Below are 20006 nucleotides of genomic sequence, written 5' to 3'. Positions count from 1 at the left end.
TGGGAAGATCACCCGTTCTACCGGATCTCCGTTCTCATGTCTTGATCACCGCAGGGCTAGACGATCCAGCCCCAGCCCTAACTAACCGGCATTGCGGCTAGCCGGGGATCCACCAGCAGTAGAGCAGTTGGTCGCTCTCCTTGGCTCTCCGCGCCAGCGCGACGAACTCCTTGACCAGGTCGAGCACGTGGTCACCGTCGAGGCTGGAGGGATGTTCATTCATCCATTGCTGGGCAACTTCGGGTAGTCGGGCATCATCGACCTCGGCGAGTATGTCCCGTGCGCTCACCGATAGTTCCTCGATCTCGGGCCCCTCTCGATAGGGGGAGTCCTCCGGCAGGGCCAGCCATTCGTCTTCGGTCTTTGGCGCTCCTTCGGGCAGCGGGTACAAGGTGATGGTCTCGACCAGGTCATTGGAGTAGGGGACGCCCTTGATGACAGCCACGAGGTCGCCGAGGCATCCGGTGGGATCGATCCACTTGGTTTCCACGACATCGAACGCTGGAGCGTCAGGGAGGGGTTTGGCTGGTGCCCGTAATTGAGATGGCCGCCAGGTTGCGGTGGCGCGATCGGGGGCGCGGTAGTAGTCGTGCATGGCGCTCATGCGTGCGCTCCTGTGGACGAGGGCATGATCGTGAATCGGGCTGATGACAGGCTAGGGGCACGGGGATGCGCCTGGAAGTACGGGAGGCGGCCGCTATCCGGTGAGCCGGCGCTGAGGAACGAAGCACCGCATCGTCGACCGCCCCGCCGACGACAGAGGCCAGCCCACACGCGGCGATCGTAGGGCTGCATTCGTGTGGCGGCGTGACGCTCGGGTCGGCGAGCTTGCTCGGTGCGGCGGGCGCCACGGTCGGCCTGGCGGCCCGTGCTGCTGCCGTCCGGGACCGGCCCCCACGCCGCATGCCCGGGCGGCGGGCAAGCGACGGGCCGCTGTTCGGCGGCGCGGCGCGCCGCCGCTTGGTCTATCTCTATGAGCACAATTCGGCAGTGCTTCAACCATAGGGATCCGCCAATGCGTACCGACTACTGAAGGCCATCCTGTCCACAGCTGTGGACGACCAGGTCATCAAGCGCAACCCATGCCGGATCAGGTGGGCGGACACGCCAGGGTGGTTTCGACGGAGTGAGGTCGGCCCTGTGGTTGGGCAGTTGGATTACACGCCGGACAACATCGTGCTCCGGGGCGGAGCCGAGGAGCGGACTGGTGGCTGGGCGAGGATGTGGGATGAGGGTATCGGCGATGAGATCAAGCGGTGCGGGGCCTGGCTGGATCGGCCATGGCGCGGTCATCGAGACGGTGCTGAGCGCACCGTAACCCCCTGTTTCATCTGGTCGGGTCTCATTGCGGATGAATCGTCACTACGTTCCAGCGTGCTGGCATGCCGTCGCCATGGCACTCCACCGCGGTCGCCGACCTGACGCAATGAGCATGCCGCCATAGGTGACGAGCTCTATGATCAGGTTCGTCCTGATCGTTGAGATTCGGAGAAGATGTCAATCTCATGCGCCGCGCCATGGTCCTTCTGGGTGGCGTCGCCCTCGCCATCGGCGCGTTCGTCCTCTTCTACCGGGGCCCGGGACAACCATTCATCCGCGGCTACGTGAGCGACGTCGGCGCCACCATGCTGGTCTACGCGTTCTTGGGGCTGTTGTGGCGCACCACCGCCGCACGCCGCACCCTGGCCACGGCCGCGATCGCCGCCGCCGTCGAGTTCTACCAAATAGTCGGCATGACCCCGCCGGGCATCGGCGGTGTCCTGGTCGGCGCGTTCCCCGACCCATGGGACCTGGTCGCCTATGCCATCGGTGTGGTCGCAGCCCTGGCCTGGGAACGCCGCTTGGTCCGATCCGATGATCAGACCGGCTGACTCTCGAACGCCACCCCACCGGCACGGCCAGCCGTCGCAAAGCAGGACCGCTGTATCTCAGGACAAGCCGGCGCGTCGCGTTCTTCTTGATCGCGGTCAGTCATTGTCGCCCTTCCAGGAGCTGCGGCAGAAACGGCAGGATCAAGAGATTACGTGGCCATCTACCAGAATCTCCGATGTCCACCTTTCGGCACCCTCAAGAAGTTTGTTACGAACGGGCTTGATCCCATCATTTGTCTGAGGTACGTCGCAGATATTGGGTGGGGGTACCAGCCGGGGAGCCACTCGACCAGAGCACGCCGATCCATGCGCTGTAAGGGGTCGGATCCAGACCGGATAACGAGCGCCTGTGCCGCTGCGTGTCATGGGTGACGTGTTGCACTCCAGGCCATACGAAAGCATCCCAGCAGCGTTGCCCTGGGGAGACCATGCCTGTCTCCGCTGTAGCCAGTAGCCGGCCGTTTGCCCCAAGCAACTCTTGGTGCACGAAGCTGCACGAAGGCACAAGCGCCCATAGGGTCGCTGTCATGGCACATGTCGTTGTCTGGGTGAAGCCCTAAGAGGCGGAGAATCACACCCCAGGCACAGAGGGACACAAGGGCCTCTATGCCTGGCATGGACGACTTCGGGGCGTGGTCCGTGTCCCAACGAGCCGTACGCGAGCGTGAAGTTCAGGTATGCGGACTACGAGCCGGTGCAGTCGGCATGCATCTCGGCCCTCAAGGAGATCTCACAAAACTACGGCTTCCCGATCCCACAGGAGCACAGCGAGCGTGTGGTGAAGAACAGTTGATGTCGTAGCTGTACTTCTCAGCTGTACAAGATCGAAAAGGCCACTTCCCGATCACGGGTAGTGGCCTTTCACCTGCGGTGGAGCCTAGGAGATTCGAACTCCTGACATCCTGCTTGCAAAACGGCCTGATCTTCCAACGCAACGGCCTCGACCTGCACCGCCGACGCTCCCCGAGTGACCGTGACTGACCGCTGCTGACCGCCCTTAATGGCACGCTAATGGCACGACGATCAGGGCCGCCGCCTGCTCGCCTCAACGCGATGCGACTCTTCGGCGACCTTGGGCATCCAGTCGCCGTCAGCACCTCATCGGCTTGTCTCGGGTAGATACAGGCCGGTGGTCATCCGTGACGGTACAGCCTCGCGCTGGACAGTCTCTTGCCCTGCGGCTAGCTGCGCCCGAGGGACCGCGCTGTGCGTACGCTGCCCTCGTGGATAGAGAGACGCTCATTCAACTCCTCGACAGCGCAGGAGGAGAAGCGGGCCATGCGTGCCGTCGGGCGCTCGCAACTGAAGCCGACTTCGAGATATGGCCGGACCCGGTCGAGGCGCTCCAACTGACCAAGACTTACCAGCGTCGCGCACGTCTCACCCACCGGCTAGAGATCCCATCCCTCGGCTTCGAGGAAGCGGTCGCGCAGCTCAGCGCCTGCGGACTGCAGCACCTCATCCTGGGCATCGTCAAAAGCACAGAGCCCGCCTACTACTTTCAGCTCTTCCTAGCTCCCGACGCATCGCGTTTGGTCGCTTGCCTTGGCATCAGCCGGCGAGCCCGCAAGCCTCACCACCCCTGACCGAGAAAACCCCAGAGCTGGAGGCCGCCCCCGCGGCATGGTTGTACGGTGGCCGCCATGGACGCGTCATATGCCGCTGATGCGCGCAGGATCTGGCAGACCCATGTACTACGCCGAGGCCAGGCGCACACCGTCCAAGGCGAGCTGTTGCGTGCAGTCGAGAAGCTCCGAGACGAGGCACAGCGCAACGGCAACATCAACTGGGACGAGCACCATGAACGTCTCCTGGCCTACCTACGCGAGACTCTCACCAGCTCAGGGCTGTTCACCGAGCAGACCATGGCGGAATTGGCCATGGACCTGGATCGCCTGGCCGACTTCGAACACCCCCTCACCGATGACACCCCCTTCGACCGCATCACGTACCGCGTCGTGGACTGGTGCCGCGCCCAGCCCGAGCCGGTTCGACATGAGCACGATCCGCATCTGAAGCGATAAGCGTCGTCTTGCCTGATCGGCAGAGATCAGCCACGTCCTCCGATGAGCCAGGGTGAGGAACGAACCCTGGATCGTCGATCGCCCCCAAGCACGTATGGTGGCCAGCCATGCAGTGGCGATCGTAGGGCTGCATTTGTAAGGCGGCGCGGCAACCCTGGTCGGAGCGTTCGGTCCGTACGGCGGGGGTGGCGTGCGGTGCCCGGCCCGGTGCCCCGCCGTCGTCCGGGACCGGCCCCCAGGCCGCACGCCCGGACGGGGGGCGGGCGGAGGGCCGGGGGTACGGCGGCGCGCCGCGCCGCCGCTTGATCTATATGAGAGCAATTCGGCAGTGCTCCGATCAGTGACATCCGATCAGTGACGATGTCACCTCAGCCAGGCGGGCACCCGCCTGTTGGCAAGAGTTGCGCCAGGTAACACTTCTTTCTGCTTGTGCGATAAGAGAAGGAACGAGACATACACACGTCCAGAGTCGTTGAAGTAAAGAACTGGCGAGATGAGCAGCCAATTAAGATGTGACTTGAATATTCCTTGATGGCGAGGCGAGACTGTCGATGGGGCTGGCAATACGGTCGCAAATTGCACGCAGACATCGAGCGGGAGATTGACTCAAGAGTTTGCATCGACAATCAGCTATGCCGAGTCGACATTAGATGTCTGTCGAACTTTTATGTCACCGGATCATCTCGGGCTATTCGCACAGATAAGTCTTGGTGCAGCTGTAACCTTCGTTTTAATTCGAGCCATTATTGACCCTACCCATACATCGACCCCAAAGAATGAAGTACTTCCATTCGAGACTAGGGAGGTTCGACCAGTGGCAGCGCCAGAATATACAGGTCCCGTCGAGCAGCTTTTGGAGATTAATCGCGATATTCTCCTAAAGGAACTCGAGTTGCAACGCACTAAGAGACAGCGACTAGCATTTCAGATTGGCCTTGTGCTCGGCCCCACTCTGTTCTTCGCAATCTACATATCCACTGCGGCGACATACGGCAAGTTTGACATGATGCTAATCAACGCCATTGCGATCCCGATAGATATTCTGCTCATTGGCGGCGCGATCACTTATTACGCCAACCGTAGAGCCGGGAACATCGAGGCCCTCAAGCTAGTGGGGGACGTCGAGCTCGACCTATCCGTTCTACGTGAGCGCAAGAGATTTATGGCAATCAACCTCATGCTGACGCTTTCCCAGCGTCGATCCATCTATAAAGATGACACCAATCGGGATATTGAATCTTTCAGGCGAGACAGTAGGCGCTATAGAAGAATCAACAATGTGTTTCAATCGCTTGTTATTGTGGGCTCCCTGTTCGCCGCCTCTATGAGCAGCCTTGCTGTTGAGCAAGAAAGCTTCCGGTGGGCCACCGTTGTCGCGACATTTCTAGTTGGCATATCGGCAGGCTTTACCGGGTACTTCAAATTTAAAGACAGAGGGTTCTATCTTCAGCAAACAGCTGATGCACTGGAGCATGAATGGAGTATTTACGACCTAGGCATAGGCCGCTACAAGCGGCTAAAGCCAGAGGAAGCGCTTGCCGATTTTGTTGAGGAAGCTGAAAGAATCAAAGCCGAACAAAGGCAGAGAGAACAAAATCTCGACCAGCCATCGGACGGCCGAGATTCCACAAGTCAGCAATAGTGGACCAGTGTGGTTTGCCATCACGAACGTGATCAACTCTGTCTCGGTCTCAAGCTAGAACTAAGAAGGCCGTCCGTCAGGCCCTGTCCGGCCACACGCTACCCAGCGGGCACCGGTTTGGGCTGCGTGTAGATATTGCTCATCCGTGCATCTGTCGACGCTTCGAGCGAGGCTGGTGGTAGAACGCTTCCTGTGGATGAGCGGCGGGATCGGTTGAGGGCGCTGGGCGAGTTGCTGCGGAGGCTTCGGCGAGAGGCCGGTCTCACTGGTAAGGATCTTGCAGTGCGGGCGCAGGTGGCGCAGCCTACGATCTCTCGGATTGAGACCGGGCAGCTGCTTCCGACGCCCGAGACAGTGGAGCGCCTGATCGATGCGCTCGGCTTGGAGGGTGCTGGTCGGGCTGAGCTCGATGCTCTTCTTCTTCGGCTTCGTGAAGAGATCTCCCAGTTGAAGGGTGGGCTCGCTGGCCGTGAGGCAGCGAACTCTGCACGGCTGAGAACGGGCCAGCAACTTGCATGCTTCCAAGCGGCCGTGATTCCGACTCTCTTGCAGACGGCGGAGTACGCGCGTCTGGCGCTGGCAGTAGGACGTGACGTCGAGGAGAGCGATGTCGCCAAGGCGGCGGCTGTGCGGGTCGAGGCTCAGGTCGTGCTCTTCGATGCCGGTCGCGAGTTCTCCTTTGTGCTGACCGAAGGTGCTGTGCGGACGTGGCCGGGGCCGCCATCGTTGATGCTGGCGCAGCTTGATCGGTTAGCTCAGGTGTCCACGCTCTCGCATGTGAAGCTTGGGGTCGTGCCGTGGTCGGTGCAGGTGCCGGCGTTTCCGCTGCATGGGTTCACGATCTATGACGGGGCTGTGAGCGTGGTGGAGAGCTTGACCGGGGATCTGACGCTGACCGATCCCGGGGAGCTGGCCGCTCATCTCCAGACGTTCGAGGCGTTCGCCGGCGTGGCTATCTACGGGGACGAACTTCGCGAACTACTGCGAACCATCGCCGATGACTACCGGGAGCTGGTCAAGCGGCTTGAGAAGTGACGCATTTATGCGTCGAATAGCTTGAGGTACTTCTAGAGTCGCTCATACTCTGACGCCATCCGATGTATAGCCCCCTAGACGACGGAGCTCCTTCATGTCGGCTTGGCGCTTCTCCCGCTACTTCCTCGGCTCCGCCCCATCCATCACGGAAGCACGGCGCTTCGTCACCGCGCTCCTGCAAGGTTCCCCGACCATCGCCGAGGCTGAGCTCGTCGTCAGCGAGCTGGCCACGAACGCGATACGGCACTCCGCGAGCGGACGCTTCGGTGGCCGGTTCTTGGTCACCGTCCAAGCTCATCCGGACCGGCTTTGGCTCGGCGTCCTCGACGAGGGAGGGCCGTCCTCCCCAGCGGTCTTCTGCCCGTCCATGGGAGCGGAAGGTGGGCGTGGCCTGCTGCTCGTCTCCGCTCTGGCGCTCGACTGGGGCGTCTGGGGTGATGACGGTGGGCGGACGGTCTGGGCGGTGTTGCGGTACCAGCCACAGACGGCTTCCTGCTCATGAACCCCTGCCTGTCGCCGCACGTACCGTTGCCACAAGGCGCCTGCGCAAAGCTCACCTGGCATCCGTCTCGGCGGGATGAACCGTGCCGCGTTACCGACTGGACCTGCGCCTGCCGAAGCGTCTACTACGAGCTGTGCGAAGCCGGCGGGCTGGGCTTCGTTCGGCGCGTCACCCAAGGCGAAGACCTAGTCGTGGCGGAGACCCGCCGAGTACGGCTCGCCCAAGCCCGCGCGATGTGGCACGCACTGCTCACGGGCCTGGCACGATGAGCCCGAGAGGCGTCCCTAACCGGCGATCAGCGATTCGTGCAGTCAGTTCCAAAACCGGCGAACCACTACACTTTGTTCTGTCGAGGGGGATAGACGGCAAACCGTCTAGGGGCCTAGACTCACGTGCAGTGATCAAGGGGGGACCTGTGCCGCCGAGCGACGTGGATCGCATTGCCGCGATCGAAGACCCGTTCCAACTGCTGCGGGTCGCGACCGAACGCCTCAATGCCGCACAGCAAGAGGTCACCGAGCTGGCCCGGCTGCGTCGCCGCGTAATCCAGGACCTCCACGCTCAGGGCTTGTCGTACGCGCAGATCGCCAAGGAAGCCGGGCTCACCCGGGGACGCATCCACCAGATCCGCCACACCGGGCCGGCCCCTGAGGGCGCCTTCCTCGGAACGGGCACCGTCACTCTGGCCATCCCGCTCAAGCGTGAGGCGAACAACGCCCGTCCCGTGGTCGCGATGGAGGACGTCACCGCCGCCAAGCGCCTGGAAGACCTCGTCCGCGGCTTCGACCTGGCGATGGAGCTGGAACACGTCCCGCTCAATGGCGAACTCAACCTCAACCGGCCGAACCTCATGGTTCTCTGCGGCCCTCGCCTCTCCCCTGTCACAGGGGCGCTGTACGAATCCGACCCAGTTCTGAAGTGGGTCAAGGACGACGTGTGGACGCTGCACGACACTCGTACCGACATGATCTATCGTTCTGGCTCCGACAGCGAACCGGCCCGGCCCGTCGACTACGCCTACCTCGGGCGGCTCGCACGGCCGGACAACAACGGCAACCTGCTCATCTTCACTGGCATCCACCCCCAAGGCTCGCTCGGTGTGGTGCAGCTCCTCCAGACCGAGATCGCGACCCTGTGGGGACAGGTCGGCGACAAGCGCTTCTCCACGGTGGTCAGCGTCGAGTACGACCCGTCAACAGGTGAGCCCATCAAGGCCGAGTTGGCGAGCCCGCTCTACCGGCACGAAGAGGAGTAAGCCGTGCGGGTCACCTTCGCCACCCAAGCAGCCCCGGGCCGGCCGAACGAGGACTTTGTCGCCGCCATCCCGGACGCCGCCCTCCTCCTCGACGGCGCAGGCACACCGCCTGGCTCCGACTCGGGCTGCTCTCACGGCGTAGCCTGGTACTCCCGCACCCTCGGCTCCACCCTCATCGCCTCGATCAGCCAGAGTCCCGCCCCTCTGCCAGAACTGCTAGCCGGGGCGATCAAGGCGGTCAGCTCACTCCACGACGACACCTGCGACCTGAATCACCCCGGTTCCCCCTCGGCCACCGTCATCATGCTCCGCCGCAGAAACGAGCTGATCGAATGGCTCGTCCTGGCCGACTCCGTCCTCGTTCTGGACGTCATCGGCACCCCGGACCCGACGGTCATCTGCGACGACCGGGAAGCCCGGGTAGGCGCCCGCTACAGAGCAGAGATGGACGCCCTCGACTCCGGTAGCGACGCACACGTCTCGGCCCACCGGCGCTACGTCGAGACCCTGCGCTCCTACCGCAACCGCGACGGCGGCTTCTGGGTCGCCGCCACCGACCCCCTCGCCGCGGACCAGGCCCTCACCGGCAACATGCCCGCCGACCGAGTACGCGCAGCCTCCCTGCTCAGTGACGGCGCATCCCGCCTCGTCGACCGCTTCCACCTGGCCACCTGGCGCGAAGCCCTGGACACACTCGACCAGCACGGGCCGGCGAACCTCATCTCCCAAGTCCGGGCCGCCGAACACTCAGACCCGCACGGCGAACGCTGGCCGCGCGGCAAGACCTACGACGACGCCACCGCCGCTCACGTCTCATTCACTTCGACGGAATAGGCATGTGACGTTGTCGTGGCGGTTGAGGGCGGCCACCAGAACGCTGGTGGCCATGTGCTCCAAGTGCCACCCCTGAGCCTCGATCGCCTCGATGATCGAACTGATCACGGGGAGGCTTCTGCCTTGCGGCGCCCTGTCCAGAGGGGCGCTGAATCGGGCGACGAAGACCTGCCGCCCCTCTGCATAGGCTTGTTCGGCATCCTCGACGACATGCTGCTGGCTACGGCTAGGCCCACGAAGCACCATTAATGGCGCACCTTTCTGTCATTTACGGAGAGCTGCCTCAACACAAGACACAACGGGCATAATCCCAGCTCAAGACCAATGGACATCGCGGTAATTTCGGCCATTTCACCGCCGCACTCCGATCGTCATTCCGAAAACATGCCCATTAGCGTTTACCCCCCTAGACAGTTTGGGGAGACTCTGGCTATCGTCCTCTGCATAGCCCCCTAGACAGCTCCACAAGGCGAGCCGATCGCAACTGTCTAGAGGGGTAGACGAAGGAGGTGGTGGACGATGGCACTTCAGGGACCGATCCCCGTGACGTTCGACATGGTCTTCCCGTACGGCTGCTACATCGTCGGAGACGTCGAGCCGGTCAAGGACTTCGACGCTTCGACGAACGGGCGCTTCGTGCAGGCGCGAGACAAGCAGACCGCTGAGCTGGTCTGGCAGGTCTCGGTCATGGACGCGGACCCGTCACTCAAGGCCGCACAGAAGACGCTGGCGGTGAAGATCCTCAGCCCGGTTCAGCCGGCTCCCCTGCCCGCGATGCCGGGGCTGCCGTTCACCCCGGTCGAGTTCGACCAGATGACGGTCACCCCGTACGTCAACGGCAACGGACGGCTCGCCTACTCGATCCGGGTCCGAGAGATGCGAGCTCCCCGGCCGGTGGGCAAGCCTGCCACCACGAAGGACGCTGCCTGATGGGGCGGCGAGTACAGGCACGCCCAACAGGCGTGATCACCCTCAACACCGGCTCCGGCGCCGATGCGAAGAACCACGCCTACCCGCTGCGGACACCCGTCCTGGCTCTGGCCTTCGGACTCGTTCAGATACAGGTCACCACGGGCTCGACAGACAAGGTCACGGCCGCAGACGTCGAGTTCGCGCGCAAGCTCGCCCGACAGGCCCAGGACTTCGCCAGGTGCATCGAGCGCATCCACCGGCGCGGCGTGACGGCCTGACATGCAAGACGGGGCCGCAGGAAGCGGCTACTTCCGGCGGCCCCTCGGTCTTCCACACACTCCACATGCTTGGAAGGACTCCAGCCTAATGTTCAAGAAGATGCCCGGCGAAGAGCCGTCCCGCATCGTTTCCACCACCCCGGACACGGCGGTCGTGTTCAAGCCCGCCGTCGTCAAGACACCTGCGATCATCACCTTCATCGTCCTCGGCTGGCGCGCCGTGGTGAGCCTGGTTCTCACCGTGTGGCGGCACCCGGTCGCCGTGCTGGTCGTCACGGTCCCGTGCGCCCTGTCGGTGCTGTACGGCTGGCGGACCGCACTGCTCCTTGTCACTCCGGCCCTCGTCGGGATCACCAGCTGGGGCATGCTCGACCGGCCGACCTTCATGCGCTGGATTGGCTGGCGGCTCGTCGCCTGGTGGCGGCTGGTCTCGGTGTACCGGCGACACTGGCAACCGGTGATGATCGTCTCCGGCCTCGGCAGGCACATCCGAGGACGCGACTACCTCCCCAAGCTGGGCAAGGTCACCTGCACCTCATGGGCCGACCTGGTGACAGTCCGCATGCTCTCCGGCCAGGCCGTCAAGGACTGGGCCGACCGTACGGACAACCTCGCCTGCGGGTTCGGCGCGAGTTCCTGCCGCATCTCAGTCATAGAGGGTGGCCGGCTACAGCTCACCTTTCCGCGTAGCGATCCGCTCGCCACTCCCCTGCCTGCCGTTCCGATTCCCGATGCCGCCTCGGTCGGGCCGGTTGAGATCGGCAAGCAGGAGGACGGGCAACCGTGGCTGCTCAAGGTGCATGGCACTCACGTCCTGGTTGCCGGTGCCACTGGGGCCGGCAAGGGGTCGATCATCTGGTCCGCGATCCGTGGACTGCTCCCGGCCGTACGGGCAGGGCTGGTCGAGATCTGGGCGCTCGACCCCAAGCTGATGGAGCTGTCCTTCGGCCGCGCGCTATTCGGCTCCCGATACGCCGCTGACCCCGGCGACTGCGCGGACCTGCTCGACGACGCCGTCAAGGTCATGCAGTCCCGGGCAGCTCGCTTCGCCGGTCACCGCAGGTCGCACACGCCCACTGTGGAGGACCCGTTCGTCCTGGTCGTCGTCGACGAGGTGGCGTTCCTCACCGCCTACCAGCATGACAAAGAGCTACGACGCCGCATCTCCGCAGCACTGGCCACGCTCACCACTCAAGGCCGAGCGGTCGGCGTCGGAATCCTCGCGGCGCTCCAGGACCCCCGCAAGGAGGTCATGAGCATCCGCAACCTGTTCCCCGACAAGATCGCTCTCCGCCTGGACGAGTCGGAACAGGTGGACATGGTCCTCGGCGACGGCGCCCGTGACCGGGGAGCGCTGGCCGACCAGATCTCCCCCAGGCCCGAGGTGGGCGCTGGCGTCGGCTACGTCCGACTGGAGACCTCGCCCGACCCTCTGCGGGTCCGCGCGGCCTACGTCTCCGACGAGGACATCCGCGACATGGTCACCGCGTACGGAGAGGAGGCCCATTGAACAGTCCACAGCACCCGACGGAGACCGGGAAAGCAGCGACCCACCGCTCCGTTCCTCGGAAGATCCGGATGGCGCAACCGCTCGCCCGTGAGGTCGCCGAAGAGGTCGCCAAGCTCAACGGCGTCTGCATCCGTCCTGTTGCCCTGCGGCGGCTCGACCTGGTCACAGGCAAGGAGGATGTCATTGACGTCCCGTGCGGGGCGACGCTGGAGCGCAAGTGTCCTTCCTGCGCCAAGCGCAACCGGCAGCTCCGGATGGCGCAGTGCCGTGAAGGCTGGCACCTTACCGAAGAGCCTGTCGTAAGCCCCGATGCGGCCACCGAGGAACAGCGCTGGCTCGTCGAGTTCCGGGCTGACATGCAGGCACGACGAGACGCGGCCGAACGTGTGGGCGAGGAGACCCGCGACTGGGACGCCGTCCTCGCTGGCCTCGACGAAGAGATCAACGCGGCAGGCATGCGCGGCAAGGTCGTGGGCCGGACGGCACCCAAGCGCGTCCGCTCGACGAGACGGCGGCAGGACGCTCCGGACCTGCCCAAGCGCAAGATGGCCAGCACCACCCTTGGGCGCACTTTCGATGCGGGCGACGGCAAGGTCTACCGCCCCTCCCTGTTCGTCACCCTGACCCTGCCCTCATACGGAAGGGTCCGCGACGGGGTCCCGGTCGATCCGGAGACATACGACTACCGACGCGCGGCCCGCGACGCCCTGCACTTCTCCAAGCTGGTCGACCGGTTCGTGCAGAACCTTCGCCGCGTGGCGGGCTATGACGTCCAGTACTTCGCCACGGTGGAGCCGCAGAAGCGGCTGGCCCCACATCTCCACATGGCAATCCGCGGAACGCTACCCAGGTCGGAGGTCAAGCAGATCGCCGCAGCCACCTACCACCAGGTCTGGTGGCCACAGGCCGACGAGGTGCGCTTCGAGGGTGAGCACCTGCCCGTCTGGGAGGAAGAGGCCGGCTACCTCGACCCCGACACTGGCGAGGTCCTGCCCACCTGGGACCAGGCCCTCGACCAACTCGAGACCGACGAAGACGCCAAGCCCCTGCACCTGATCCGCTTCGGCGCCCAGGTGGACGTCAAGGGCGTATTGGCAGGCACTCCCGACAGCGACCAGTGCATCCGCTACCTGTCCAAGTACCTCACGAAGAGCCTCGGCGAAGGTCTCGACAACCCGGCGCAGCGGCACCACATCGCCCGCTTCGTCGAGGCGCTGCGCTACGAGCCGTGCTCACCGACCTGCCCGAACTGGCTCCGGTACGGCGTCCAGCCCAAGGGAGCCAAGCCGGGCATGACTCCGGGCCGGTGCCGCAGCAAGGCCCACAAGCCCGAACACCTCGGCTACGCCGGACGCCGCGTCCTGGTCTCCCGCAAGTGGTCGAACAAGACGCTCGCCGAACACAAGCAGGACCGCCGCACCTGGGTCCTGGAAGCCCTCGGTCAGGCCGACGAGCCGACCGACCCGCACCGCTACGTCTGGCGACCGGTCAGACCGGGAGACCCGGACGTCGCCCCGGCCGGCATGCGTCTGCTGCGCAGCGTCGCAGAACGCCAGCGCTGGCGCGCCCACCTGCGCGAACTCGAAGCCAGAGCCAACGGACAAGATCTTTCGGCAACCGGAGAGGAGGCAGCGTGATGGACAAGCTTCTCAACGTCGAGGAGGCAGCAGAACTCCTCAACACCTCCCCTAGGTTCGTCCGGCGGCTGATCGCCGAACGCCGCATCGAGTTCGTCAAGCTCGGCCGGCCCGTCCGGATACGAGAGTCCGCCCTGATCGCCTACGTCATCGCCGGGACCGTCGAGCCCATGCGGGCGGCCGATGCAACATCGTCAGCAGGGAGGGCTGCCTGATGCCGAACAAGGACGGCCACCGGCGTTTCGGCAACATCCGCAAGCTGCCTTCCGGACGCTTCCAGATCCGCTATCCCGGCCCTGACGGCAGGATGCACACCGGCTCGACGACCTACGCCACCAGGACGGACGCCGACCGGGCGCTCACGCTCATCGAAGCCCAGATGATCTCAGGGGACTGGACGGACCCTGACCACGGCAAGGTGCTCCTCGGCGACTACGCGCGTACGTGGCTCAAGGAGCGTCCCGGCCTACGCCCCAAGACCGTGGAGCTGTACTCATGGCTGCTGGAACGGCACCTCATCCCCGGCCTCGGCGGAGTCGCGGTCGGCAAACTGACCACGCCACTGATCCGCTCCTGGCGGGCCGGCCTCCTCGACAAGGGCGTCTCGGTCTCCACGACCGCGAAGGCATACCGCCTGCTGAGGGCCGTACTGATGACGGCCGTCGAGGAGGACAAGCTGATCGCGCGCAACCCATGCCGCATCAGAGGCGCCGACAACGAGCACACGCAGGAACGCCCAGTCCTGACAGTCACCCAGGTCTTCGAGCTGGCCGACCGGATGGCGGACCGGCGCTTCAAGGCCCTGGTCCTGCTGGCCACGTTCGCCAGCCTGCGCTGGGGAGAAGTGACGGCCCTCCGCCGCAACAACATCGATCTCGAAGCCCGAACCGTGGACGTACGAGAACAGCTCATCGAACTCGACGGCGGCGAAATGCGCCTGGGGCCGCTCAAGTCACGAGCAGGACGCCGAAGGGTGAGCATCCCGGCAGCCATCATCCCCGTACTGACCGAACACCTGGCCACCTACGTCGCCCCACAGGACGACGCCTTCGTCTTCCTCGGCAAGCGCGGGGCCTTCCTCAGGGGTGGCAACTTCCGACGAGAGGCCAAGTGGGCGGAAGCGCTCAAGGAGATGGGCGTACAGGGCCTGCACTTCCACGACCTCCGGCACACCGGCAACACCCTCGCCGCCCAGTCAGGGGCCAGCCTGGCCGACCTCAAGGCACGCATGGGACACGACAGCGACCGCGCGGCGCTGATCTACCAGCACGCCACCCGCGACGCGGACCAGAGAATCGCCGACGCGCTGAGCGCTCGCGTAGAAGCCGAACAAAAGAAGATCGCCAAAGGCTAATGGCACGTTAATGGCACGAACGCCGCTTCTCATGATCAGAGAAGCGGCGTTTTGGCTGGTGGAGCCTAGGAGATTCGAACTCCTGACATCCTGCTTGCAAAGCAGGCGCTCTGCCAACTGAGCTAAGGCCCCTTCGACGAAGATAGCTTACCGGGCCGGGGAAGCCACCCGCGTCGTCCCGAGGTCGTCGCTCAGCACCAGGCCTGGGAAGTCCGCGAGGGAGTCCAGGATGTGCGTGGCGCCGCCCTTGAGCAACCGTTCTCTGCTGTGCACGCCGGTCATCACCCCCGCCACCACGGAGGCACCGGCCCGGCGCCCGCAGAGCATGTCGCTCTCCGAGTCGCCGACGACCGCCACGTGCCGTACGTCCTGCACGCCGAGTCGCAGCACGGCGTGCAGGACCATGTCCGGCCAGGGACGGCCGCGGCCGCCCGCGTCCTCCGGGGAGATGGCCAGGTCGACCTTGTCGTGCCAGCCGAGGACGCCGAGCACGCGGCTGAGCGTGGTACGGCTGAACCCGGTGATCAGGGCGAGCTTGATCCCGGTGCCGCGGAGTTTGTCGAGCACCTCCAGGACCCCGGGCACGGGCTCCAGTCCGGCACGTTCCAGCGCACCCTCGTAGGAGCGCTCGAACGTCAGGTTCGCCGCCTGGGCCTGGGCCTCGTTGCCGGGGAAGATGCCCCGGAAGACATCGATCTTGGGACAGCCCCGGGACCGGTGCACGTGAACCATGGCACGCGCGTACGCTCCGGTCCCGGGCACTATGCCCTGGGTGGCGATCGCCTCGGCGAAGGCGCGCTCGACCATGGCGATGTCACCGACTGTGGTGCCTGCCAGGTCCAGGCACGCCAGCTCGATGGGGACGACGTCACTCATCGCCTCGCCGGTCGGTTAGTTCTCGCTGCCGGTCGCCTCGGTCCAGAGATCGAGCTCGGCGCGGTCGGCCTGCACCTTACGCCAGATCAGCAATCCCCCAAGGGCGACCAGCGCCAGAACGAGCAGCTTCTTCACGGTGTGACCCCACTTCTTCGACGGTCTCACCTGCCGGGGTGAGACCCAACGGTTGACATGCAGCCTAGCAAGGGATGGCTGCGCTCCTTGTGTTGCGCACGAACCTGATGTGCGGCTTGTGCGTAGAACGAGCCTTCAGCTCGGCCTGGATCACCCCTTCGACCTCGGCCAGTATCCATCCCGTCCTGGGCAACATGCCAATCACTTCGGACAACATCCCGATCATGCCAAATATCCGGACGTCCTGCGCGCGCGGCATACCCCCACAGGTACCTTACGTGCCCACCGTCGCCCAGTTCATGAGAATCACGGACGCGTCCGTCATCGGCGTCGCGTTGCCGGGGATGTGACGCGACCTCGGCCGGCGGGCTGCGGTGGGTGTTCAACGCCCACGTCGTGGGCTTCGACGGCTTGCTGCCGCTGGGCGGGGCGGCCGTCCGACCCGTTAGGGGCGCGCGGGGTGTTCGCCACCGGACGGGTTGCGCTGATCGGCGGGTCCATGATCGCCGCCGCAGCTGGGAAGACCTAGATGAAGATCATCAGGAGCTGTGCAGGACGTCGGCGGCGCACCATCACCCCTCCCGGCGATGACGTCCGCCACGTCCGGGGCGTCGGGCGTCGGGCGTCGGGCGTCGGGCGTCACGGCCTACCAGGTCGGCTCGGCTGTCATGACGGGCCGGGGACACCTCGGAGGAGCAGCGTCGAAGGGCCGGCTCCGGCTCACTGACGGTTCCGGACCGTCTTCCCGGGCACCGCGGTGGTGGCCGTCATCGGTGCGACGCACACTGCCACGCTGAGGCCCAAGCCGTCCGTACGCGAAACCGTGAGCTGAATCTCACACCCTCCGAAATACCCTAGGGGGGTACCGTGTTAGAGTATTCGGTAGGAACCTGAACCACGTTGAAGGAGACCGTAATGAGCACCGCCACCTACACCGTCAAGGGCATGACCTGCGGCCACTGCGTGAGCTCGGTGAAGGAGGAGGTCGGCGGCGTGGCCGGCGTCACCGGCGTCGAGGTCGACCTGGCCAGCGGCCGGCTCACCGTGTCCAGCGAGAGCCAGGTCGAGGAGTCCCAGATCGCCTCCGCGGTCGAGGAAGCCGGATACGAGCTGGTCGGGCAGTCATGAACACGGCCGCCAAACTCGGCTCCTACGCCCTGGGGCTCGCCGTCGTCTTCGGCGGGGCCCTGGGCGTGGGCCGGGCGGTCGGCCCGGTGGCCGAGGAGTCGCCGACGCAGAGCCACGCCGCCATGGCGAAGAGCCAGGAGAGCCAGGAGAGCCACGAGGGCCAGGAGAGCCACGAGGGCCAAGATGCCCTGAAGGGCCAAGAGGGCGAGGAGGGCCAGGAGCACGAGGCGCCGGAGCAGGCGTCCAGTGACACCCCCGGGGGGCTGCAAGTGTCGCAGAACGGATACACCCTCAACCCGCTGACCCCGATCGAGACCGGCAAGGCCACCGACTTCCGCTTCGCGGTGACCGGCCCGAACGGCCGTCCGGTGACCGACTACCAGGTCGAGCACGACAAGAAGCTGCACTTCATCGTGGTCTCCCGCGACCTGACGACCTTCCTCCACCTGCATCCGGAGATGACGCCCGACGGCATCTGGTCGGTCGGGCTGACGCTGCCGGAGGCGGGGGCGTACCGGGCCTTCGCCGACTTCGCCCCGACCGGCGGCGAGAAGCTGACGCTCGGCGCCGACGTGCAGGCCGCCGGCGACTACCGGCCGAAGCCGCTGCCCGAGGCGAGCCGCTCCTCGAAGGTCGGCGACTACACTGTGAGCCTCGACGGAGACCTGGTCCCCGGGCGGGCGAGCAAGCTCACCCTCACGGTGAGCAAGGACGGCGAGCCGGTCACCGACCTGCAGCCCTACCTGGGCGCGTACGGCCACCTGGTCGCCCTCCGCGCCGGTGACCTGGCCTACCTGCACGTGCACCCGGAGCAGAGCGAGAAGGCCGGTCCGCAGATCACCTTCTACGCCGAGGTGCCGAGCATCGGCGACTACCGGCTGTTCCTCGACTTCAAGCACGGGGACGAGGTCCGTACCGCGGACTTCACCGTGCGCGCCACGCAGGGCGACGCGGCCGCCGCGGAACCGTCGGCCCCCCACGGCCACTGAACACCGAGACGTTGGGAAAGGAGAGGTGATGTCTTCCCTCACTGAGGAAAAGGCCGTCGAACTCGCGATCGGCGGAATGACGTGCGCGTCCTGCGCCAACCGCATCGAGCGCAAGCTGAACAAGCTTGACGGCGTGACCGCGACGGTCAACTACGCGACGGAGAAGGCGAAGGTCACCTTTCCCGACGGGCTCGACCCCCAGGCGCTGATCAGCGAGGTGGAGAAGGCGGGGTACACCGCCGCGCTCCCGGTCGCCAGGGAGCGGGAAGAGCAGGCCGGGCAGGCCGGGCAGGCCGAGCCCGCCGACGAGCTGCGTCCGCTGCGCGACCGGCTGATCGCCGCCGTCACGCTGAGCGTGCCGGTGATCGCGATGGCGATGGTCCCGGCATTGCAATTCACGAACTGGCAGTGGTTGTCGCTGGTGCTGGCCGCGCCGGTCGTGGTCTACGCGGGCTGGCCCTTCCACAAGGCCGCCTGGACGAACCTGCGCCACGGCGCCGCCACGATGGACACGCTGATCTCCATCGGCACCATCGCCGCGCTCGGCTGGTCGTTGTGGGCGCTGTTCTTCGGCACGGCGGGCACGCCGGGCATGACGCACCCGTTCGAGCTGACCATCGAGCGCACCGACGGCTCGGGCAACATCTACCTGGAGGCCGCGGCGGGGGTGACCGCGTTCATCCTGGCCGGGCGCTACTTCGAGTCGCGTTCCAAGCGGCGGGCGGGGGCCGCGCTGCGGGCCCTGATGGAGCTGGGCGCCAAGGACGTCGAGCTGGCCGACGGGCGGCGGGTGCCGGTCGAGCAGCTCAAGGCGGGCGACACGTTCGTCGTGCGGCCGGGTGAGAAGATCGCGTCCGACGGCGTGATCGAGGAGGGCACCTCCGCGGTCGACGCCTCGATGCTGACCGGCGAGTCCGTGCCCGTCGAGGTGCGTCCCGGCGACGCCGTCACCGGCGCGACCGTCAACGCGGGCGGCCGGCTGGTGGTGCGGGCCACCCGGGTCGGCGCGGACACGCAGCTCGCCCAGATGGCCAAGCTGGTCGAGGACGCTCAGACGGGCAAGGCCGAGGTGCAGCGGCTGGCCGACCGCGTGTCGGGCATCTTCGTGCCGATCGTGATCGCGCTGGCCCTTGGCACGCTGGGCTTCTGGCTCGGCACCGGCAACGGCGCGGGGGCCGCGTTCACCGCCGCGGTGGCCGTGCTGATCATCGCCTGCCCATGCGCGCTCGGCCTGGCCACGCCCACGGCGCTGCTGGTCGGCACCGGCCGGGGCGCACAGCTCGGCATCCTGATCAAGGGCCCCGAGGTGCTGGAGTCCACCCGCCGCATCGACACCATCGTCCTGGACAAGACCGGCACGGTCACCGAGGGCAAGATGACGCTGGTCGGCGTGCACCTGGCCGAGGGCGAGAGCCGTGAGGAGGTGCTGCGGCTGGCCGGCGCCATCGAGCACGCCTCCGAGCACCCGATCGCCCAGGCCATCGCCAGGGAGGCGAACTCCGACGCGACCGTGGAGGACTTCGCCAACGTCGAGGGCCTCGGCGTGCAGGGCATCGTGGACGGGCACGCGGTCCTGGTGGGCCGGCCGAGGCTGCTGGCCGAGTGGTCGCAGCACCTGCCCGCCGACCTGGCGGCCACCCTTGAGGAGGAGCAGGCCAAGGGCCGCACGGTGGTCGCGGCCGGCTGGGACGGCAAGGCCAGGGCGCTGCTGGTGGTGTCCGACGTGGTCAAGGAGACCAGTGCGGAGGCCATCGCCAGGCTGCGCACGCTGGGCCTCACCCCGGTGCTGCTGACCGGCGACAACGAGGCCGTCGCCCGGCAGGTCGCGGACGAGGTCGGCATCGACGAGGTGATCGCCGAGGTGCTGCCCGCCGACAAGGTGGACGTGGTCAAGCGGCTGCAGTCGGAGGGGAAGGTCGTGGCGATGGCCGGCGACGGCGTCAACGACGCGGCCGCGCTCGCCCAGGCCGACCTGGGCCTGGCCATGGGCACCGGCACCGACGCCGCCATCGAGGCGTCCGACC

At 65.8% G+C, this 20006-nt stretch carries 21 protein-coding genes and 1 tRNA gene; 18 read left to right on the top strand and 4 right to left on the bottom strand.

What is annotated here, in order from left to right:
* Window positions 1–97 precede the first annotated feature (97 nt).
* Window positions 98–604, bottom strand: coding sequence for a hypothetical protein (locus ABZ444_RS49845; RefSeq protein WP_358012031.1), 507 nt, complete (start codon window positions 602–604; stop codon window positions 98–100).
* Window positions 605–1505: 901 nt separating this feature from the next.
* Between ABZ444_RS49845 and ABZ444_RS49840 the strand changes: the two genes are divergently transcribed.
* The 14 genes from ABZ444_RS49840 (at window position 1506) to ABZ444_RS49775 (ending at window position 14854) form a co-directional block, all read left to right on the top strand.
* Window positions 1506–1871 (top strand): DUF2809 domain-containing protein, encoded by a 366-nt coding sequence (locus ABZ444_RS49840; protein WP_355437769.1) that lies wholly within the window; start codon window positions 1506–1508, stop codon window positions 1869–1871.
* A gap of 1223 nt (window positions 1872–3094) precedes the next feature.
* Window positions 3095–3457 carry a hypothetical protein gene (locus ABZ444_RS49835; RefSeq protein ID WP_358012028.1) on the top strand — a complete coding sequence of 121 codons (363 nt, stop codon included), beginning with the start codon at window positions 3095–3097 and terminating at the stop codon, window positions 3455–3457.
* Between the two features lie 48 nt (window positions 3458–3505).
* Window positions 3506–3895, top strand: a complete 390-nt coding sequence (locus ABZ444_RS49830) for a hypothetical protein (protein ID WP_358012026.1) — start codon at window positions 3506–3508, stop codon at window positions 3893–3895.
* 814 nt (window positions 3896–4709) lie between these two features.
* The gene (locus ABZ444_RS49825; RefSeq protein ID WP_358012024.1) at window positions 4710–5537 is read left to right on the top strand and encodes a DUF4231 domain-containing protein; all 828 of its coding nucleotides are present in this window, start codon (window positions 4710–4712) and stop codon (window positions 5535–5537) included.
* Window positions 5538–5729: 192 nt separating this feature from the next.
* Window positions 5730–6572: a Scr1 family TA system antitoxin-like transcriptional regulator gene (locus ABZ444_RS49820; RefSeq protein ID WP_358012022.1), complete on the top strand. Its 843-nt coding sequence runs from the start codon at window positions 5730–5732 to the stop codon at window positions 6570–6572.
* A gap of 94 nt (window positions 6573–6666) precedes the next feature.
* Window positions 6667–7074 carry an ATP-binding protein gene (locus tag ABZ444_RS49815; protein ID WP_358012020.1) on the top strand — a complete coding sequence of 136 codons (408 nt, stop codon included), beginning with the start codon at window positions 6667–6669 and terminating at the stop codon, window positions 7072–7074.
* A 397-nt stretch (window positions 7075–7471) separates the two neighbouring features.
* Window positions 7472–8329: a sigma-70 family RNA polymerase sigma factor gene (locus ABZ444_RS49810; RefSeq protein WP_358012017.1), complete on the top strand. Its 858-nt coding sequence runs from the start codon at window positions 7472–7474 to the stop codon at window positions 8327–8329.
* Window positions 8330–8332: 3 nt separating this feature from the next.
* Window positions 8333–9163 carry an integrase gene (locus ABZ444_RS49805; RefSeq protein WP_358012014.1) on the top strand — a complete coding sequence of 277 codons (831 nt, stop codon included), beginning with the start codon at window positions 8333–8335 and terminating at the stop codon, window positions 9161–9163.
* A gap of 519 nt (window positions 9164–9682) precedes the next feature.
* Window positions 9683–10093: a plasmid replication, integration and excision activator gene (locus ABZ444_RS49800; protein ID WP_358012012.1), complete on the top strand. Its 411-nt coding sequence runs from the start codon at window positions 9683–9685 to the stop codon at window positions 10091–10093.
* A gap of 32 nt (window positions 10094–10125) precedes the next feature.
* A complete protein-coding gene (locus ABZ444_RS49795) occupies window positions 10126–10353 on the top strand; it encodes a hypothetical protein (protein ID WP_358012010.1) in 228 nt (75 codons plus the stop codon).
* Between the two features lies 1 nt (window position 10354).
* A complete protein-coding gene (locus tag ABZ444_RS49790) occupies window positions 10355–11863 on the top strand; it encodes an FtsK/SpoIIIE domain-containing protein (protein ID WP_358012007.1) in 1509 nt (502 codons plus the stop codon).
* A gap of 68 nt (window positions 11864–11931) precedes the next feature.
* Window positions 11932–13500, top strand: coding sequence for a replication initiator (locus tag ABZ444_RS49785; RefSeq protein WP_358012005.1), 1569 nt, complete (start codon window positions 11932–11934; stop codon window positions 13498–13500).
* Window positions 13500–13715 (top strand): helix-turn-helix domain-containing protein, encoded by a 216-nt coding sequence (locus ABZ444_RS49780; protein ID WP_358012002.1) that lies wholly within the window; start codon window positions 13500–13502, stop codon window positions 13713–13715. Before ABZ444_RS49785 ends, ABZ444_RS49780 begins: the two co-directional genes overlap by 1 nt.
* Window positions 13715–14854 (top strand): tyrosine-type recombinase/integrase, encoded by a 1140-nt coding sequence (locus tag ABZ444_RS49775; RefSeq protein WP_358012000.1) that lies wholly within the window; start codon window positions 13715–13717, stop codon window positions 14852–14854. Before ABZ444_RS49780 ends, ABZ444_RS49775 begins: the two co-directional genes overlap by 1 nt.
* 56 nt (window positions 14855–14910) lie before the next feature.
* On the opposite strand, the gene ABZ444_RS49770 is transcribed toward ABZ444_RS49775, so the two are convergent.
* The 3 genes from ABZ444_RS49770 to ABZ444_RS49760 all read right to left on the bottom strand — a co-directional run bounded on the left by ABZ444_RS49770 (window position 14911) and on the right by ABZ444_RS49760 (window position 15865).
* Window positions 14911–14986: transfer RNA gene (locus ABZ444_RS49770), tRNA-Ala, on the bottom strand.
* 15 nt (window positions 14987–15001) lie between these two features.
* Window positions 15002–15730, bottom strand: a complete 729-nt coding sequence (locus ABZ444_RS49765; protein WP_358011997.1) for an HAD-IA family hydrolase — start codon at window positions 15728–15730, stop codon at window positions 15002–15004.
* 15 nt (window positions 15731–15745) lie between these two features.
* Window positions 15746–15865, bottom strand: a complete 120-nt coding sequence (locus tag ABZ444_RS49760; RefSeq protein WP_013130296.1) for a DLW-39 family protein — start codon at window positions 15863–15865, stop codon at window positions 15746–15748.
* A gap of 74 nt (window positions 15866–15939) precedes the next feature.
* Between ABZ444_RS49760 and ABZ444_RS49755 the strand changes: the two genes are divergently transcribed.
* From ABZ444_RS49755 to ABZ444_RS49740, 4 genes are all read left to right on the top strand, one after another.
* Entirely contained in the window at window positions 15940–16215 is a 276-nt protein-coding gene (locus tag ABZ444_RS49755) for a hypothetical protein (protein WP_358011994.1), read from the top strand.
* Between the two features lie 565 nt (window positions 16216–16780).
* On the top strand, window positions 16781–16993 hold the full coding sequence (locus ABZ444_RS49750; protein WP_358011992.1) for a heavy-metal-associated domain-containing protein: 213 nt from the start codon (window positions 16781–16783) through the stop codon (window positions 16991–16993).
* Window positions 16990–17982 (top strand): hypothetical protein, encoded by a 993-nt coding sequence (locus tag ABZ444_RS49745; RefSeq protein ID WP_358011989.1) that lies wholly within the window; start codon window positions 16990–16992, stop codon window positions 17980–17982. Before ABZ444_RS49750 ends, ABZ444_RS49745 begins: the two co-directional genes overlap by 4 nt.
* A 28-nt stretch (window positions 17983–18010) precedes the next feature.
* Window positions 18011–20006, top strand: a 1996-nt coding sequence (locus ABZ444_RS49740; RefSeq protein ID WP_358011986.1) for a heavy metal translocating P-type ATPase, incomplete at its 3' end; no start/stop codon positions are given.

Origin of the sequence: Nonomuraea sp. NPDC005730 (assembly GCF_040630865.1) — a bacterium.
GTDB lineage: Bacteria > Actinomycetota > Actinomycetes > Streptosporangiales > Streptosporangiaceae > Nonomuraea.
Note: the sequence above shows the minus strand (reverse complement) of the source record. Positions and strands in the feature narration are given on the sequence as shown.

Bases quoted from the DNA above. Each gene is read 5' to 3' on its own strand.
- ABZ444_RS49765 (WP_358011997.1), bottom strand. From the start codon at position 15,730: ATGAGTGACGTCGTCCCCATCGAGCTGGCGTGCCTGGACCTGGCAGGC.
- ABZ444_RS49815 (WP_358012020.1), top strand. From the start codon at position 6,667: ATGTCGGCTTGGCGCTTCTCCCGCTACTTCCTCGGCTCCGCCCCATCC.
- ABZ444_RS49780 (WP_358012002.1), top strand. From the start codon at position 13,500: ATGGACAAGCTTCTCAACGTCGAGGAGGCAGCAGAACTCCTCAACACC.
- ABZ444_RS49755 (WP_358011994.1), top strand. From the start codon at position 15,940: ATGGCTGCGCTCCTTGTGTTGCGCACGAACCTGATGTGCGGCTTGTGC.
- ABZ444_RS49845 (WP_358012031.1), bottom strand. From the start codon at position 604: ATGAGCGCCATGCACGACTACTACCGCGCCCCCGATCGCGCCACCGCA.
- ABZ444_RS49745 (WP_358011989.1), top strand. From the start codon at position 16,990: ATGAACACGGCCGCCAAACTCGGCTCCTACGCCCTGGGGCTCGCCGTC.
- ABZ444_RS49775 (WP_358012000.1), top strand. From the start codon at position 13,715: ATGCCGAACAAGGACGGCCACCGGCGTTTCGGCAACATCCGCAAGCTG.
- ABZ444_RS49785 (WP_358012005.1), top strand. From the start codon at position 11,932: ATGGCGCAACCGCTCGCCCGTGAGGTCGCCGAAGAGGTCGCCAAGCTC.
- ABZ444_RS49790 (WP_358012007.1), top strand. From the start codon at position 10,355: ATGCAAGACGGGGCCGCAGGAAGCGGCTACTTCCGGCGGCCCCTCGGT.
- ABZ444_RS49840 (WP_355437769.1), top strand. From the start codon at position 1,506: ATGCGCCGCGCCATGGTCCTTCTGGGTGGCGTCGCCCTCGCCATCGGC.
- ABZ444_RS49800 (WP_358012012.1), top strand. From the start codon at position 9,683: ATGGCACTTCAGGGACCGATCCCCGTGACGTTCGACATGGTCTTCCCG.
- ABZ444_RS49750 (WP_358011992.1), top strand. From the start codon at position 16,781: ATGAGCACCGCCACCTACACCGTCAAGGGCATGACCTGCGGCCACTGC.